General features: G+C 63.5%; 18 protein-coding genes, 1 tRNA gene and 1 pseudogene. 15 read left to right on the plus strand and 5 right to left on the minus strand.

All coding sequences use genetic code 11. From position 1 onward, the window contains the following. Positions 1 to 184: 184 nt before the first annotated feature. The gene (locus tag GFK26_RS03885; protein ID WP_228121901.1) at positions 185 to 1600 is read right to left on the minus strand and encodes a heavy metal sensor histidine kinase; all 1416 of its coding nucleotides are present in this window, start codon (positions 1598 to 1600) and stop codon (positions 185 to 187) included. Beyond that, a complete protein-coding gene (locus GFK26_RS03890; RefSeq protein WP_093299893.1) occupies positions 1597 to 2280 on the minus strand; it encodes a heavy metal response regulator transcription factor in 684 nt (227 codons plus the stop codon). Before GFK26_RS03890 ends, GFK26_RS03885 begins: the two co-directional genes overlap by 4 nt. Positions 2281 to 2471: 191 nt before the next feature. Between GFK26_RS03890 and GFK26_RS03895 the strand changes: the two genes are divergently transcribed. The 14 genes from GFK26_RS03895 (at position 2472) to GFK26_RS03960 (ending at position 13282) form a co-directional block, all read left to right on the plus strand. After that, entirely contained in the window at positions 2472 to 2867 is a 396-nt protein-coding gene (locus GFK26_RS03895; protein ID WP_143042875.1) for a hypothetical protein, read from the plus strand. A 67-nt stretch (positions 2868 to 2934) separates the two neighbouring features. After that, positions 2935 to 3360: a hypothetical protein gene (locus GFK26_RS03900; RefSeq protein WP_228121902.1), complete on the plus strand. Its 426-nt coding sequence runs from the start codon at positions 2935 to 2937 to the stop codon at positions 3358 to 3360. 222 nt (positions 3361 to 3582) lie between these two features. Next, complete coding sequence (locus GFK26_RS03905; protein ID WP_228121903.1) at positions 3583 to 3846, plus strand: hypothetical protein; 264 nt, start codon at positions 3583 to 3585, stop codon at positions 3844 to 3846. After that, the gene (locus GFK26_RS03910; protein WP_093298979.1) at positions 3843 to 5267 is read left to right on the plus strand and encodes a TolC family protein; all 1425 of its coding nucleotides are present in this window, start codon (positions 3843 to 3845) and stop codon (positions 5265 to 5267) included. Before GFK26_RS03905 ends, GFK26_RS03910 begins: the two co-directional genes overlap by 4 nt. Positions 5268 to 5303: 36 nt before the next feature. Beyond that, positions 5304 to 6719, plus strand: coding sequence for a multicopper oxidase family protein (locus tag GFK26_RS03915; protein ID WP_093298977.1), 1416 nt, complete (start codon positions 5304 to 5306; stop codon positions 6717 to 6719). A gap of 43 nt (positions 6720 to 6762) precedes the next feature. Then, positions 6763 to 7254, plus strand: coding sequence for a cupredoxin domain-containing protein (locus GFK26_RS03920; protein ID WP_093298974.1), 492 nt, complete (start codon positions 6763 to 6765; stop codon positions 7252 to 7254). Between the two features lie 75 nt (positions 7255 to 7329). Next, positions 7330 to 7704, plus strand: coding sequence for a copper-binding protein (locus tag GFK26_RS03925; RefSeq protein WP_176947362.1), 375 nt, complete (start codon positions 7330 to 7332; stop codon positions 7702 to 7704). A 49-nt stretch (positions 7705 to 7753) separates the two neighbouring features. Beyond that, positions 7754 to 8566: a methyltransferase, TIGR04325 family gene (locus GFK26_RS03930; protein WP_176947361.1), complete on the plus strand. Its 813-nt coding sequence runs from the start codon at positions 7754 to 7756 to the stop codon at positions 8564 to 8566. Positions 8567 to 8698: 132 nt separating this feature from the next. After that, positions 8699 to 9037: a hypothetical protein gene (locus tag GFK26_RS03935; protein ID WP_093298969.1), complete on the plus strand. Its 339-nt coding sequence runs from the start codon at positions 8699 to 8701 to the stop codon at positions 9035 to 9037. A 62-nt stretch (positions 9038 to 9099) separates the two neighbouring features. Then, a complete protein-coding gene (locus GFK26_RS03940; RefSeq protein ID WP_093298967.1) occupies positions 9100 to 9759 on the plus strand; it encodes a c-type cytochrome in 660 nt (219 codons plus the stop codon). Between the two features lie 139 nt (positions 9760 to 9898). Continuing rightward, positions 9899 to 10219, plus strand: coding sequence for a hypothetical protein (locus GFK26_RS03945; protein ID WP_228121904.1), 321 nt, complete (start codon positions 9899 to 9901; stop codon positions 10217 to 10219). A 56-nt stretch (positions 10220 to 10275) separates the two neighbouring features. Next, positions 10276 to 10467, plus strand: a complete 192-nt coding sequence (locus tag GFK26_RS03950; protein WP_093298964.1) for a heavy-metal-associated domain-containing protein — start codon at positions 10276 to 10278, stop codon at positions 10465 to 10467. 235 nt (positions 10468 to 10702) lie between these two features. Further along, positions 10703 to 13021 (plus strand): heavy metal translocating P-type ATPase, encoded by a 2319-nt coding sequence (locus GFK26_RS03955; protein ID WP_416222538.1) that lies wholly within the window; start codon positions 10703 to 10705, stop codon positions 13019 to 13021. A 45-nt stretch (positions 13022 to 13066) separates the two neighbouring features. Then, entirely contained in the window at positions 13067 to 13282 is a 216-nt protein-coding gene (locus GFK26_RS03960; RefSeq protein WP_093298959.1) for a hypothetical protein, read from the plus strand. Positions 13283 to 13292: 10 nt separating this feature from the next. On the opposite strand, the gene GFK26_RS03965 is transcribed toward GFK26_RS03960, so the two are convergent. After that, positions 13293 to 13517 (minus strand): hypothetical protein, encoded by a 225-nt coding sequence (locus GFK26_RS03965; protein WP_093298956.1) that lies wholly within the window; start codon positions 13515 to 13517, stop codon positions 13293 to 13295. Between the two features lie 470 nt (positions 13518 to 13987). Between GFK26_RS03965 and GFK26_RS03970 the strand changes: the two are divergent. Further along, positions 13988 to 14197 (plus strand): annotated as a pseudogene (locus tag GFK26_RS03970) (IS3 family transposase); the annotation flags it as partial. A 179-nt stretch (positions 14198 to 14376) separates the two neighbouring features. On the opposite strand, the gene GFK26_RS03975 reads toward GFK26_RS03970, so the two are convergent. Then, positions 14377 to 14452: transfer RNA gene (locus GFK26_RS03975), tRNA-Phe, on the minus strand. Positions 14453 to 14470: 18 nt separating this feature from the next. Next, entirely contained in the window at positions 14471 to 15172 is a 702-nt protein-coding gene (locus tag GFK26_RS03980) for a response regulator (protein ID WP_153280864.1), read from the minus strand. Positions 15173 to 15181: the final 9 nt, after the last annotated feature.

The following is a 15181-nucleotide window of genomic DNA, read 5'->3' on the forward strand; positions in this document are numbered from 1 at the left end:
AGAGGATTGAAATGCGCAAGGCGCGACACCGTCGATTGAAGCACGAGTCGATCTGGTCAAGTCAGCGTTTCGCGCAAGAATCCCTGGCGAGCCGACTCGCAGCCGAATCCAGCAATGGGGTCGCATGGGGCATGGCCGGCCCCTTGTCCCTACGCGAAGTGCGCGGCATGCCGAGCAACGCCTATCAAGTTTCCGGCGCTATCGAAAAGCTGATCTCAGTGACACCCGAGCGCGAGGTAGCGCGGGTTTGGCCGCCATGCATTCGTGCGATGGCGGCCACGATCGCCAAGCCCAGCCCATGGTGTTCGGACGAGTCGGTGCGAGACCGCTCTGCCCGGAAGAACCGTTTGAACAGATTGGGAAGGACGTCGTCCGGGACCGGCTCGCCGCGGTTGGCAACCTTGACCCAGACGCCGTCGGGCTGGGTGTCGATCACTACCGCGATCATGGAGCCGGGCGTCGCATAGCGGCTCGCATTACTCAGCAGGTTCGACAGGGCGCGGCGCACCAGCCCGGCATCGATGCCGATGTGCGCATCGCCGCTCACATGCACCTTCAATCCTGCATCTTCCAACGTGGCCTCGTGAAAATCCAGCACCGTTCGCACTTGGTCGACCAGACTGACCGGCGCGGATCGGCGCGCCGCCGTACCGCGGTCCGCCTTCGACAGGAAGAGCATGTCGATCACGATCGCCGAGACGCGTCTCGCCTCTTCCAGCGCCGACAACAACGCGTCTCGCAGTTCCTCGATTGATCGCGGTCGAGCCAACTCGACTTCGACCATTCCGATCAGGTTGGCCAGCGGCGTGCGCAGTTCGTGCGCTACATCCGCGTTGAAAGACTCCAGTTGGTGGTAGGCCTGTTCGGCGCGATCGAGCACCGCATTGAATTGAGCCACCCACGGCGTGATCTCTGAGGCATAGGGGGCGGGATCGATGCGCCGCCCCGGATACTCTGGACCGGTCGCGGCAGTCTGCCGAACGAGCTTCTGCAGCGGTTGCATCCCCCGATGCACCAGCAACGCACCGGTCAGTGAGATGACCACTGAGCCAAGGACGACCGCGCCCACGAGCGTCCAGGCCAGGCGGGCCAGGAGCTTGGCATCCTCCTGGACATCGATGCCGAGCTGCAGATGCATCGCGGCGTCTCCCGACGGCATCGGCTGCTCCTGCGTGGGCATCCACAGCCAACGTCCCGAAGCCCGAGCCGGCGTGGACGAATAGATGATCTCGTTGCCGCGGCGCAACACGAGACTGATCTCCGCGTGGGTCGAGAAGAAGTCATCGAGCTTGTGGCGCAGTCCGTCGCGCCCCGGGTCATCGCGCGACTCCTGGATCAGGTGCTTGATGAGCTCGGACTGGCGCTCGAATTCGCTGGCCTGCTTGACCTGGAAGCTCCACGCGGTGACGGCATAGATCGCCACACACACCAAACTGAGACCGATCAGGGCCTGCGCTGCAAACCAACGCGACAGCGCGGCCTGGATGGACCCTGTGTCCTGCGCATGCGCGGTGACGGGCTGCGCACGTCCCTCTGGGGAGACTGCCGTAACGTCGGCGGCCGTGCCCGGCCCTTTCACAACGGTCTTGGCGGGGCTCACGACATGCCGCCTTGCCGACTCTCCAGCACGTACCCCATGCCGCGCACCGTGTGCAGCAGCTTCTCTTCGAAAGGATCGTCGATCTTGCTGCGCAGCCGCCGGATGGCGACTTCCACGATGTTGGTGTCGCTGTCGAAATTGATGTCCCACACCTGCTCGGCCAACTGGGTGCGTGACAGCACGTTGCCCCGACGGCGCATGAGCAAGGTCAACAGTGCGAACTCCTTGGCGGTGAGATCAAGCCGCTGCCCATTGCGGGAGGCCCTGCGTGCGACCACATCCAGGTGCAAGTCCTTCAGCGCATAGTTGGACACCTCGTGCAGCTTGCCGCGGCGCAACAGCGCCTGGATGCGGGCAAGCAGTTCGGAAAACGCAAAGGGCTTGGCAAGATAGTCGTCCGCACCGCTTTGAAGTCCACGCACGCGATCGGCGACTTCGTCGCGGGCCGTGAGCATCAGCACCGGCACGGACTTGATCTTGCGCACGGCCTCCAGCACGGCGAATCCGTCGATTCCCGGCAGCATCACATCCAGCACCAGCAGATCGTAGTCGCCATCCAAGGCGAGGCTGCGCCCCTCAAGGCCGGAGCGCGCGAGGTCTACCACGAAGCCGCTCTCGGTGAGGCCCTTGACGAGGTAGTCGCCCAATTTGTGTTCGTCTTCGATGACCAGTATGCGCATTGCCAAATGCTACGGCGGTGGGTCGCGGGCGTGGATTACTTCTTTGTAATCCACGTGGCGGGTGATTGGCGGACTGGCTTCCTAGAGTCATTGCATGCCAGACAGTTGACTGGCATCGCCGGCTCGGTGGTCGATGCCGACGCGTCCAGTGCAGCTCGCGAAGTCGAACATTTCGTTGAAGGAGACCTATCATGAAGAACCGTCAAATCCTCTCGCTCGCACTTGCCGTGGGTGCAGGCGCTGCATTCGTTGCGCCGTTTGCAGCTTACGCGGAAGGGCCGTCTCACTTTGCGCCGAACGAAGCCGGCGTGGTCTATCACCCAGGTGAAGCGGGACAGGCTAAATCCCAGGCCCATGTATCAGCTGAACTCGCGGACGCGCAGAAAACCCCTGCCGGGGCCAGCATGCTGCGCTGGGGATCGATGAGCACGCCGAAGGTCGGAGCCGCCAAGTCGCGCGCCGAAGTGGTGGCCGAACTGGAAGCCGCGCAGAGGCAACCCAACTGGGATGCCGCAGCACGGCTCGGTGCGCCCCTGCCGGCGCCCAAAGGTGATGCGAGCAAGGCTCGCGCACAAGCGCAGCCCTGAGAGTCGCGCACAAATCTGGATGTCTATACAGGTCTCCTGACACACTGCTCGACTTAGAATTCGCCGCATGCACCGGGTTCGCCTGTTCGTCCTTTGGATCATGATGTTTGCCGTGCCCTTCCAGGGGTACGCGGCGGCAGCCATGGTCTTTTGCGGACCGGGTCACGCCGGTGAGGCGGGCGAAGTGTCGCTCGCACAGCCCAGCGCACACGACCACGCTCAGCACCCGCATGCGGATGGGCACGGCGATCATGAGCACAAGGCGGCACAGGCTGCCAAGCCTCCCGCAAAGGACAACACCGCCAAGGTAGCGAGTGCCGGGCCCGATGCGATGCACAAGTGCGGTACCTGCGGCGCGTGCCATGCCACAGCGCTGACCAGCACGATGGACTTGGCCGTTTTCCACGACCTTCCCAAAGCCGACTTGGCGGAGCCAGCCATCACGGTGGCCACGCTCGCGCCGCGCGTTCTCGACAAACCTCCTCGCGCTTAACGCGTTCGTGCGCCTGTGACTCGTCACGGGCCGCCGCGAACGCTCATGCATCGCCTGCGTCATGCCTTTTCGGGCAGCTCTGACGCACTCCGTTCATGAACTTGCGAGGACTCCATGTTCCATTCATCGCCGGCCCATTGGCTGGCAGCTTTTCCCGCTTCGGCTGCGTTTGCCGCGTTGGCGACCCTGAGTGCCGCTGTCGCGGTGGCTCAACCCGCGCCCGTGAAATCCGCTGAGGCTGCGGCGCCCACCGTCCTGACCTACAGGTCCGCGCTCGAGGGCTATCAGCCCTTTGCCGACGAAAAGCCCATCCCCTGGAAAGAAGCCAACGAGACGGTCTATCGCCGCGGTGGCTGGCAGGCCTACGCCAAGGAGACATCAGGCTCCAGTGCGGCCGAGGCCGAATCGCCCAAGGGCGCCGCCGCTGCGCCCGCCGCGCAGCCAGGCCATTCGATGCCCATGCCTGCAAAGAAGGAGAAGCCATGAAGCGCGCCCTTCGTTTGACAGCCATTGCCGTCGCGACGGCTGTCCTCGCCGGGTGCGCGTCAGTCAGTATCGACGACGCCCTGAGTGACACAAATACCAATGCCCAGCAGTTCACCGGTGGGAAGCTCGAACTCAGCCGAACTCAGGAGCAGCGTGACCGCCGCGCCGCACTGTCGCAGGAACTGCTCGCCAAACCGCTGTCGCAGAGTGATGCGGTGCAGCTTGCGCTGGCCAACAGTCCTTCCGTCCAAGCGTTAATCGCTCAGAGTTGGGGCGACATTGCCGCGACTAACCAGAGCAGCCGGTTACCCAATCCGATCCTCTCGTTCGCGCGCACGCGCCTGAACAGCGAACTCGAGCTTGAGCGCCTGCTGTCCTTCGGACTGGTGGATCTGATTCTGTTGCCGCAGCGTTTGTCGATCTCCAGAAGCCAGGCCGCCCAGGCCAAAGTCCAACTGACCGGTGCCGTGGTCGACCAGGTCACGCAGGTCAAGCAGGCCTGGGTGCGTGCAGTCGCGGCGCAACAGACGCTGAAGTATGCCGAGCAGGTCAACAGGTCGGCCCAGGCCAGTGCCGAACTTGCGCGCCGGATGCAGCTCATTGGGAATTTCTCCAAGTTGCAGCGTGCACGCCAGCAGGTTTTCTACGCTGATGCGACGACCCAGCTCGCCTCGGCACAGCACGCCACCACCGCTGCACGCGAAGAGTTGGTTCGTGTCCTGGGGTTGAACGATGACCAGGCCACCAGACTGGCGTTGCCCGAACGCCTGCCTGACCTGCCCAAGACTCCTCGCGAAGCGAAGGAGGTCGCAGCGACCGCTACTGAGCAACGCCTGGATGTCCAACTGGCACGTGCCCAGTTGGACGTGGCGGGCAAATCGCAAGGTATCAACTTGCTGTCGACCTTCATCGACGTCGAGGTGGGCGGTCGGCGCGACACGGTGTTCGACAACGCGGAGAACACCAAGAGCACCCGCCGGGGCTTCGAGCTCGATATCCGCCTGCCGCTGTTCGACTGGGGGTCAGCGCAGCGCGACATGTTGAACGCGCAGTCGTTGGCCGCGGCCAACCGCTACGACGCCACCGTGCGTGGCGCTTCCTCTCAGCTGCGAGAGGGCTACTCGGCCTACCGCACTGCCTACGACATCGCACGGCACTACCGCGACGAGATCGTGCCGCTGCGCCAGGCCATGGCCGATGAGAACGTGCTTCGCTACAACGGGATGTTGATCGGCGTTTTCGAACTGTTGGCCGAGGCGCGTGACCAGATCGCCAGCGTGACCAACGCGATCAATGCCCAGCAGCAGTTCTGGCTGGCTGATGCCGCGCTGGCGGCTTCGGTGATGGGCAAGCCCACGTCCGCAGGGGCCTCGATGGCCAGCTCGGGCGGCGAAGGCGCCTCCGCTGGTGCGGCGCACTGAGCCCGCCCTCTGAGTTCTCCAACCGATTTGAACGACATGACAAACAGACGCAATTTCTTGAGCGGTGCGGGTGCCATCACGGGCGCCATCGCCGCGGCCAGCGTGAGCAAGGTGGCCATGGCCGCGCTGCCTGAGCCCGTGCTCCAGACCACGCCCAACACCATGCCGCCCTTGATGCCCTCGAGCGGACGCCCCTACAACCCCGTGGTCACGCTCAACGGCTGGACCTTGCCCTGGCGCATGAACAACGGCGTCAAGGAATTCCACTTGGTGGCCGAACCCGTGGTGCGCGAAATGGCGCCTGGCTTCAAGGCCAACCTGTGGGGCTACAACGGCCAGTCGCCCGGCCCGACCATCGAGGTGGTCGAAGGCGACCGCGTGCGCATCTTCGTGACCAACAAGCTGCCCGAGCACACCAGCGTGCACTGGCACGGCCAGCGCCTGCCCAACGGCATGGACGGCGTCGCCGGACTGAACCAGCCACCGATCCGCCCAGGCAAGACCTTCGTCTACGAGTTCGTAGCGCGCCGCCCCGGCACCTTCATGTACCACCCGCATGCGGACGAAATGACGCAGATGGCCATGGGCATGATGGGCTTTTGGGTGACGCACCCCAAGGCCGAGCATCCGTTGATCGAGAAGGTCGACCGCGACTTCGTGTTCCTGCTCAATGCCTACGACGTGGAGCCCGGCAGCGCCACGCCCAAGATCATGACGATGCTGGACTTCAACCTGTGGTCCTGGAACAGCCGGATCTTTCCGGGTATCGATTCGCTCAATGTCCGGCTCAACGACAAGGTACGCATTCGCATCGGAAACCTGACGATGACCAATCACCCGATGCACCTGCACGGGCACGAGTTCCTCGTCACGGGCACCGATGGCGGTCCGACGCCCAAGTCTTCGCGGCAGTACGAGGTGACGGCCGACGTGGCGGTCGGACAGATGCGCCAGATCGAGTTCCTGGCCGACGAGGAAGGAGACTGGGCCTTCCACTGCCACAAGAGCCATCACACGATGAACGCCATGGGCCACGACGTGCCGACCATGATCGGCCTGGACCACAAGGACGTGGCCAAGCAGATCACAAGCCTGGTGCCCGACTACATGGTCATGGGCGAGCGCGGCATGGCCGACATGGCCGAGATGGAAATGCCGATTCCCGATAACACCGCGCGAATGATGACCGGCGAAGGCCCGTTCGGCTCGGTCGAGATGGGCGGCATGTTCAGCATGGTCAAGGTGCGCAAAAACCAGAAGGCGGGCGACTACTCGAACCCGGGTTGGTTCAAGCATCCGAAGGGCACCGTTGCCTACGAGCTGGATGGACCGCCGCCCGAGACCTCGCGCCAACGCGGCGCCGGCGCCGCAGCGATGCCCGCTCAGAACATGCCCGCCAAGAACATCGAAGTCCAGATTCGAAAGCCCGGCGGCGGCCATTCGAACCACTAGTTCTCCCCCTCCGTTCCAAACTCCAACTCTCAAAGGAAAACCCATGAAACACAACTTCCGCAACACAGCTGTCGCAGCACTTGTGGCCCTGGCCGCCGCCGGCGCTTCGGCATCCGGCACCCACGCAGGCGGCCACGGCCACGATGCCAACGAGGCGATCGGCAAGCCCGGCGTGGCCACCAAGGCCACCCGCACGATCAACGTCGACATGACCGATAGCATGCGCTTCACGCCGGCCGACATCAGCGTCAAACAGGGCGAGACCGTGCGCTTCGTCGTCAAGAACTCCGGCCAGCTCAAGCACGAGCTCGTGATCGGGACGGAGAAGGAGCTCAAGGAGCACTACGAAGTCATGAAGAAGAACCCGGAGATGGAGCACTCCGATCCGAACATGGTGACGCTGGCCGCAGGCAAGAGCGGCGAGATCGTCTGGCAATTCACCAAGGCCGGCAAGGTCGACTTCGCGTGCCTGCAGCCGGGCCACTACGACGCCGGCATGAAGGGCGCCGTGAACGTGACCAAGACCGGAAAGTAAGCGAGGCGCTCCCGCCGCCGGCTTCCATCGGAATGCGGCGGGACTCCAAATTCATTCATATCTCAGGAGATCCTCATGACCAACACCCGTATCGCACTCTTGGCATTCGTTGCCGCACTCTCGTTCGCTGGCGCCGCCGGCGCGCAATCTTCCAAATCCATGTCCGACATGCCGGGCATGTCCGAGAAGGCACCTGCGGCCGGCGGCTCGGATGCGGCCGCAGCGTCGGACCTCAGCGAAGGCGAGATCCGCAAGGTGGACAAGGACAACAAGAAGCTCACGATCAAGCACGGCCCGCTCAAGAACCTCGACATGCCGGGCATGACGATGGTGTTCGGCGTCAAGGACGACGTCATGCTCGACAAGGTCGAGACCGGCGCCAAGGTCCGTTTCCAGGCGGAAAAGATCGACGGCAAGATCGTCGTCACGAAGATCGAATCGGCCCGCTGAGCGCGTAAAGAATCAATGGGCGGCGACTATCGAAAGGATGGAGGAAGGAATGGCTTACTCGAGTGCTTCGCAAGTCGTTCGGCAGATCCTGGAGGGACCGGTTACCCGGCCAGCGTTGCGGCGCTGGCGGCGCCAGCAGTTCTTTTCCGAGGCCGGATTCGGTAGTTACTTCGGACTGTTCAAAAGCTTTTCCGAAGCCCGGGATTGGCTGCCTGACAGTCCGGAATTCGACCACGCGGCCTTGGCGCAAGAGTACGTGAATGTCCGCACGAAGAAGGTGTTTGCCTACGACTACCCCGTGATGTGGTGGCTCGAACGTGCGTTCAGAGATGGTGCCACCAAGCTGCTCGACATCGGTGGCTCGGTGGGGGTTCACTTCTATGCCTATCGCCGCTATTTCGAGATGCCCCAGGGCCTTTCCTGGCGCGTCGTTGAAGTGCCTGCGATCGCGGCCCTGGGGCGAGATATCGCCAGCGGGGCCAACGCCACTGGACTGAGCTTCGCCGAGGATCTTTCGCAGGCGCTGCCCGGCAACGATATCTGGCTGTCTGCCGGCGCCCTGCACTATGTCGAGAATTCGCGTCCCGGTGATCTGCTTCAACGGTGCGACACGCGGCCACGGCACGTCTTGCTGAACAAGCTCCCGCTCTACGACGGCGAGGACTACGTCACGGCACAGAACATCGGTGCCGGCTGCTTTGCGCCCATGCACGTCTACAACCGCGAACGCTTCATCAAGGAAATCGAGGCGCTGGGGTATACCTTGCGCGACCAGTGGCAGGTTCCTGAGCGTTCGTTGTATCTGCCGGGATTTCCCGAGCGCAGCATTCCGACGTTCAGTGGCCTTTACTTCGCCAGTTGAGCAATGCAAGCCAAAGCGTCCACGCGTGCTCGCCAGTCCTTGCGGGCTGCGCGTACGTTGTTCGCAGTGGCAATGGAGAAGAAGCCTCGCATCACCGCGAGGGCATATTCCGCTGCGGGCGGAATCCTCGGTATGGCGCTCTTCGCCGGTCTGACGGGGTGCGCCGATTTCTACCGGCAGTCTCGCGATTTCCAGGACGGCTGGCGCACCGGGGAAATTGTCGAAATCGGCCGCGCAAAAGAGATTCAACGAGGCGGGCGCACGGATTGCAGGAAGACCGCCAGCGCCGACGAACTTGCAGTACGACGCTTCGCCATCCTGGTCGATCGTTCCACGGGGCGGCGACATGCGCACATCGAGATGCTGGATCCTGCGACATCTGTCGCGCTGGGCGACGTCGTGTGGACCAACGTCGACAGGTGCGACACACCCGTTCGCGTGCTGTCGCATGCACGAGCGCTGCGCGGCTGACGCGGCCTTCCCACGATCTGCGGCCATCCTTGCAGCCGGCCCACCACAAACCTCGGCACCTTATGAACTCTTTCGCTTCCTTTCTTCTCCTCACCGTCGGTGGACTTGCTTCAGGTTTTTCATTCGCCGCCGATCCTGCCGTGCCAGCGCCGATCGAAAGGGTCTTGGCCCCTTCGTCGAAACCCGACATTGCGAATGGCGAAGTCGTCTTCAATGGCAAGTCATGCGCCGCGTGCCACAGCGCGGATGGCAACTCGGCCATCCCCGCCAATCCCAAGCTGGCTCAGCAGCATCCCGAGTACCTGGTCAAGCAGCTTCAGGAATTCAAGTCCGGGAAACGCAAGAGCCCGGTCATGAGCGGCATGGCGGCAATGCTGTCCGAGAAGGAAATGCGCGACGTCGCCTGGTTCCTGGGTTCCAAGTCCATCAAGCCGGGGTTTGCGAAGGACAGGGATCTGGTGGCGCTGGGCGAGAAGATCTATCGCGGCGGCATTGGGGAGCGAAGTGTCCTGGCCTGCGCAGGCTGTCACAGCCCCAACGGCGCCGGCATCCCGATCCAGTACCCGCGTCTGGGCGGACAGAACGCCGAGTACATCGCCGCTCAGCTGACCGCGTTTCGCGATGGGGTACGACTCAACAGCGTGCCCATGAGCGGCGTTGCAGCCAAACTCAACGATCGCGAAATCAGGGCCGTTTCCGACTACATCGCGGGGCTGCATTGAACGACGCCATGCCTCCAGAGCTGCTCTCGCCTTAGGAGCTAGGTATGTACGTGACGGGGCGATGGGTTTCAACCAATGTTGTCGGCACGATGTTCATCGCCTGGCTCGTTGGTGTGATCATCTTCGTGGCCGTTCTCGTGTGGCAACTCCGAAAACATCGAAAGGAAAATTCCACTGGCGACAGACGCCCAGGTTCGGCTCGACCGAGTGGCTCGAGGAAAACCAAGCGCCGCCGGCGGGGCAGATGACCGCACCGTCAATGTCGGACCCGGTCAGCGCTTACGACGTGATCTGGAAAGCCTTGCGGCCTGGTAGATGGCTGGTCCACTGCCACATCCCGCGCCAGACGACCAACAACGACCTCGAACAGGACGGGGGCGGCGGCCTGATGATGGTTCTGGAGGTGAAGAGTCGGAATGCGCAGAACCACACCACTGACGGACTGGCGCCGGTCGCTTGACCTTCACACGATGTCAAGCCTGATACTGGAATCACCTTTCAACCAAGGAGCCTCTCATGCAAGAGTTCGTCATCCAATCGATGTCCTGTGGCAGCTGCGCGAGCCGGATCGCTCAGGCCGTGAAGAACCTGGACGCCACGGCGAAGATCGAAGTCGATCTGCCGGCCAAAACGTTGCGCGTCGACAGCGCTGAGGACCGTGAGTCTGTGACTGCCGCCCTGACGGAAGCCGGCTACCCGCCGAAGTGATTCGCCGGCACGGGACAGCGGCCTTCATCGGCTGATGTGTATCGAGCTGGCCTGTGTGGACTGAATGCACCGCCATGTAAGGTGCATTCAGCCAATTTTTCGTTGGAGAACTTGAATGAACCCCACGCCTTCCAACCAGCATGAACACCATCTGGGACATCACGGGGCGCACCCGCCCGCCTCTGGAGAGCCTTCGCAGAAGACCGATGCGATTTTGAAGGATCCCGTTTGTGGCATGGCGGTGACCACGCGGTCCGCGCACGTCCTGCAGCACGAAGGCGGGCCGGTCTATTTCTGTAGTGCGGGGTGCAAAGCCAAATTCGAGGCCAACCCGGCCAAATACGCGAAACGCGGCACGCAGCAGACGGCCCCGCTCGTGCTTGCGCCCGCGCAGCCGGCTCAACCCGGTCCTCCAGGCACGATCTACACCTGTCCCATGCACCCGGAGATCCGGCAAGATCACCCGGGCAACTGCCCCAAGTGCGGCATGACGCTGGAGCCCGAGATGCCGACCCTCGACGAGGGCGAAGACCTCGAGCTGAAAGACTTCAAGCGACGCTTCGTCTGGACCTTGCCCCTCACCGTCATCGTCACAGTGCTCGCCATGGCCGGCCACCGCCTGCAGTGGTTCGAGATGGACACGCAGAGCTGGATCGAACTTGTGCTCACCATGCCGATCGTCCTGTGGGCCGGGTGGCCGTTCTTCGTGCGCGCGGCGCAGTCTGTGGCAAACCGCAGTCCGAACATGTGGACCTTGATCGGCCTGGGCACGGCCGCGGCCTTTGTCTATAGCGTCGTGGCCACGGTGGCGCCCGACGTGTTTCCCGCGTCGTTCGTGTCGATGGGGCGCGTGTCGGTCTACTTCGAAGCGGCCGCGGTGATCATTTCTTTGACCTTGTTGGGTCAGATCCTCGAACTCAAGGCGCGGTCGCAGACCTCCGCAGCCATCAAGTCGCTGCTGGGCCTTGCCCCCAAGACAGCGCGCCGCATCGACCCTGACGGTGCCGAGGAAGACATACCGATTGGCCACGTGCATGTGGGCGACAAGCTGCGCGTGCGCCCCGGAGAGAAGGTGCCCGTGGACGGTGTGGTGATCGAAGGCAACAGCGCCGTCGACGAATCCATGCTGACTGGGGAGCCATTGCCCGTGACCAAGCGGATTGGCGACAAGCTTATCGGCGCAACGCTGAACACCAACGGCGCACTTGTGATGCAGTCCGAGAAAGTCGGCTCGCAGACCGTGCTCGCGAGCATCGTGCAGATGGTCGCGCTGGCGCAACGCTCCAGGGCGCCGATGCAACGAATGGCCGATCACGTTGCCGGCTACTTCGTCATGACCGTCATCGGCATCGCGGTGCTGACCTTCTTCGCCTGGGGATTCTTCGGGCCGCAGCCCAGTTGGGTCTACGGCCTGATCAATGCCGTGGCGGTGCTCATCATTGCCTGCCCCTGTGCACTCGGCCTCGCCACGCCGATGTCGATCATGGTGGCCACGGGCAAGGCGGCCACGCAGGGCGTGCTGTTCCGCGATGCCGCGGCGATCGAGAACTTCCGCAAGGTCGATGCGCTCATCGTCGACAAGACCGGCACCCTGACGGAAGGCCGGCCGCAGTTCGAGCGCGCGGTGCCTGCGCCGGGCTTCACCGCCGACGAGGTGCTGCGACTCGCAGCCAGCCTGGACCAGGGCAGCGAACACCCGCTGGCCGACGCCATCGTGCGGGCGGCGCGCGAGCGCAACCTGGCGCTGGACACGCCCGACGGTTTCGAATCCAGCAGCGGCATCGGCGTGAGCGGCGGCGTGGGCAGCAGGAAGCTGGCGCTCGGCAACACGGCGCTCATGGACCAGCTGCGCGTGCGGGTCGACGACCTCAAGCCGCAGGCCGAGGCCATGCGGGCCGAGGGCGCGAGTGTCATGTTCCTGGCTGTGGACGGCCAGCCTGCCGGCTTGCTTGCGGTCTCGGACCCAATCAAGGCCACCACGATCGAGGCGCTGGCCGCGCTCAAGGCCTCGGGCCTGCGGGTCATCATGGCGACCGGAGACGGGCTGACCACGGCCCGGGCCGTCGCAGCGAAGCTGGGCATCGACGAGGTGCATGGCGAAGTGAAGCCCGCCGACAAGCTCGCGCTGGTGGACAAGCTGCAGCGTGAAGGCCGGATCGTCGCCATGGCGGGGGACGGCATCAACGATGCGCCCGCGCTCGCCAAGGCCGACGTCGGGGTGGCGATGGGCACCGGCACCGATGTCGCGATGAACAGCGCCCAGGTGACGCTGGTCAAGGGCGACCTGCGCGGCATTGCGCAGGCGCGCGTGATCTCCGAGCAGACCATCGCCAACATGAAGCAGAACCTCGGCTTCGCCTTTCTCTACAACGCTCTCGGCGTGCCACTGGCCGCGGGCGTGTTGTTCCCGTTCACGGGCTGGCTGCTGTCGCCGATGATCGCGGCGCTGGCGATGAGCCTGAGCTCGGCGTCGGTCATCACCAATGCCTTGCGCTTGAGGGGAGCAAAAAGCGACACCCACGGGCCACACGCCGACGCAAAGTCGCCCTCCTAGAGGCGCGTTGGATCGAGTGGCGTCACTCCGTGCGAAGGAGTTCCTATGAAGTCCGAACTGTTTGAGCAGCATTTGCTGGACGTCTACCAGGAGGCCATCCGATTTCGCAAGTGGGCGGTCGCGGAGCATCTGTTGTGCGCCATCGAGGCGTGCGCACCAGCGGAAGCACCAATCAGCGCGAGCGTGGCCAGTGCCTACAGTGTTCTGGCCGCCGAGGCGCAAAAGCCCCGGCGATGTGGAACGCGCTCGAAGCGTGATTGAGGCGCGACGGTCAGTCTTTGGCGCGGGGTTTGAGGAGATTGGCGAGGGCCTTCTGGTCTTCGGCCAACTGGATGCGCATGAGCTGGAGCACGCGCAGGGCGAGACCGGACAGGGGCTGCCCAGGGAGAAGCACCAACACACCCGCGAAGGAGACATCCAGGGACAGCGGACGGATGGTCAGGCCGCGTTGAGCGTATTCCATGGCGGTGACCGGATTGACGACGCCGATGCCCATTCCGCTCAGGGCCATTTCTCACACGCTCGCCGCGTAGGGCGTCTCGACCAGCACACTCAACCCGACGTTGCACTCCGCCAATGCCCGCTCCAGGCGCCGCCGAGACGCGTCCTCGGGGTTGAGCGCTAGGAATGGCTCTTCCGCGAGCTGATGCGGTTGGATGGTCCTCGCCTTGGGCCTTGGTCAGCCGGTGCCTCGCATGCATCACCACCACACCTGGGAAGCGCGCGAACTCGGAATGCTCCAGGACTGTCGTCGGCATCTCGTCGCCCATTAGCCCGAAGTCGACCTGCCGTCCCAGTACGGCCTCGTGCACCTCCCGCGAGCTGAGCACCTGCAGCGAAATCTGCGGCCGGGCTTCGTTGTCGCGGCGCTCGACCACCAGCCGCGACAGCACCCCGCAGGCCGAAGGCCGGATAGACCGCCATGCGCAGCGTGTTGACGCCGAAACACCCGCTCGATGTCTCGCATGCTCACCTGATAACGAAGCTTGCGAAGGCTTCTTCGGTCGGCTGAAGAACGAGCTGTTCCATCCTCGAGACTGGAAGAACGCCACCATCGAGCAATTCATCGAGGCGGTCGACTCAGACATCCGCTGGTACAACGAGAAGCGGATCAAGATCTCTCTTGGCTCTCTCAGCCCTATCGAATACCGGGTGAGCCTTGGACTTGCGGCATAAAACCAGTCCAAGTTTTTATCCGCACCCCTAGGGTCAGAGATCAGCGGAATTCAACACCTTGTGGAAAAGCATTGATTTGCGATGATCCTACTTGCCTACATGGTGCCTACACGACACCAGAAAGCAAAAAGCCCAACCTAGCAAGATTGGGCTATCTACTTGATCCTAAAAGGAAAATTTGGTGGCCTGGGGCGGAATCGAACCACCGACACGCGGATTTTCAATCCGCTGCTCTACCAACTGAGCTACCGGGCCATTGTGTGCAGCCTTAAATTATACAGCGCTTCTGCGGCCTCGGGAAAGATCCACACCAAGTTGTTTGAGTTTTCTATAAAGATGGGTGCGCTCGAGGCCGGTTTTCTCGGCCACGCGGGTCATCGAGCCGTTCTCCATCGCGAGGTGGAATTCGAAGTAGGCCTTCTCGAAACCGTCGCGCGCATCGCGCAGCGGGCGGTCGAGGTCGAAGCTCTGGGTCGACTGGGGGCCTGCGTCGGGCACCGGCACGGCCGCGAGCGACGCCATCAACAGGCTGTCGCCCGTGGTCGTGATGGCGGCGGCCTGGTGGGCGCCCGTGGGCGGCGGCACCACGCCGGCGGCGGTGCGGCGGGCGTTCTCGCGCGCCAGCCCCTGCTCCACCGCCTTGAGCAGCTTCTGCAGCGTGATGGGTTTTTCGAGGAACGCGAAAGCGCCGATGCGCGTGGCATCGACCGCGGTGTCGATGGTGGCGTGCCCGCTCATCATGATCACGGGCATGCTCAGCAGACCCGCGGTGGACCACTCCTTGAGCAGCGTGACGCCGTCGGTGTCCGGCATCCAGATGTCGAGCAGAACAAGATCGGGCCGGGCGCGTTGTCGGGCCGCGCGGGCTTCGGCGGCGTTTTCCGCGAGCTCCACGTTGTGGCCTTCGTCATTGAGAATTTCGAAGAGCAGGTCCCTGATGCCCAGCTCGTCATCGACCACGAGAATGTTTGCCATGAGTGCTGC

The organism is Variovorax paradoxus (assembly GCF_009498455.1).
Taxonomy (GTDB): domain Bacteria; phylum Pseudomonadota; class Gammaproteobacteria; order Burkholderiales; family Burkholderiaceae_C; genus Variovorax; species Variovorax paradoxus_H.

Bases quoted from the DNA above. Each gene is read 5' to 3' on its own strand.
- GFK26_RS03950 (WP_093298964.1), top strand. From the start codon at position 10,276: ATGCAAGAGTTCGTCATCCAATCGATGTCCTGTGGCAGCTGCGCGAGC.
- GFK26_RS03895 (WP_143042875.1), top strand. From the start codon at position 2,472: ATGAAGAACCGTCAAATCCTCTCGCTCGCACTTGCCGTGGGTGCAGGC.
- GFK26_RS03935 (WP_093298969.1), top strand. From the start codon at position 8,699: ATGGCGCTCTTCGCCGGTCTGACGGGGTGCGCCGATTTCTACCGGCAG.
- GFK26_RS03955 (WP_416222538.1), top strand. From the start codon at position 10,703: ATGGCGGTGACCACGCGGTCCGCGCACGTCCTGCAGCACGAAGGCGGG.
- GFK26_RS03925 (WP_176947362.1), top strand. From the start codon at position 7,330: ATGACCAACACCCGTATCGCACTCTTGGCATTCGTTGCCGCACTCTCG.
- GFK26_RS03890 (WP_093299893.1), bottom strand. From the start codon at position 2,280: ATGCGCATACTGGTCATCGAAGACGAACACAAATTGGGCGACTACCTC.
- GFK26_RS03900 (WP_228121902.1), top strand. From the start codon at position 2,935: ATGCACCGGGTTCGCCTGTTCGTCCTTTGGATCATGATGTTTGCCGTG.
- GFK26_RS03940 (WP_093298967.1), top strand. From the start codon at position 9,100: ATGAACTCTTTCGCTTCCTTTCTTCTCCTCACCGTCGGTGGACTTGCT.
- GFK26_RS03980 (WP_153280864.1), bottom strand. From the start codon at position 15,172: ATGGCAAACATTCTCGTGGTCGATGACGAGCTGGGCATCAGGGACCTG.
- GFK26_RS03960 (WP_093298959.1), top strand. From the start codon at position 13,067: ATGAAGTCCGAACTGTTTGAGCAGCATTTGCTGGACGTCTACCAGGAG.
- GFK26_RS03920 (WP_093298974.1), top strand. From the start codon at position 6,763: ATGAAACACAACTTCCGCAACACAGCTGTCGCAGCACTTGTGGCCCTG.
- GFK26_RS03915 (WP_093298977.1), top strand. From the start codon at position 5,304: ATGACAAACAGACGCAATTTCTTGAGCGGTGCGGGTGCCATCACGGGC.
- GFK26_RS03930 (WP_176947361.1), top strand. From the start codon at position 7,754: ATGGCTTACTCGAGTGCTTCGCAAGTCGTTCGGCAGATCCTGGAGGGA.
- GFK26_RS03910 (WP_093298979.1), top strand. From the start codon at position 3,843: ATGAAGCGCGCCCTTCGTTTGACAGCCATTGCCGTCGCGACGGCTGTC.
- GFK26_RS03965 (WP_093298956.1), bottom strand. From the start codon at position 13,517: ATGGGCATCGGCGTCGTCAATCCGGTCACCGCCATGGAATACGCTCAA.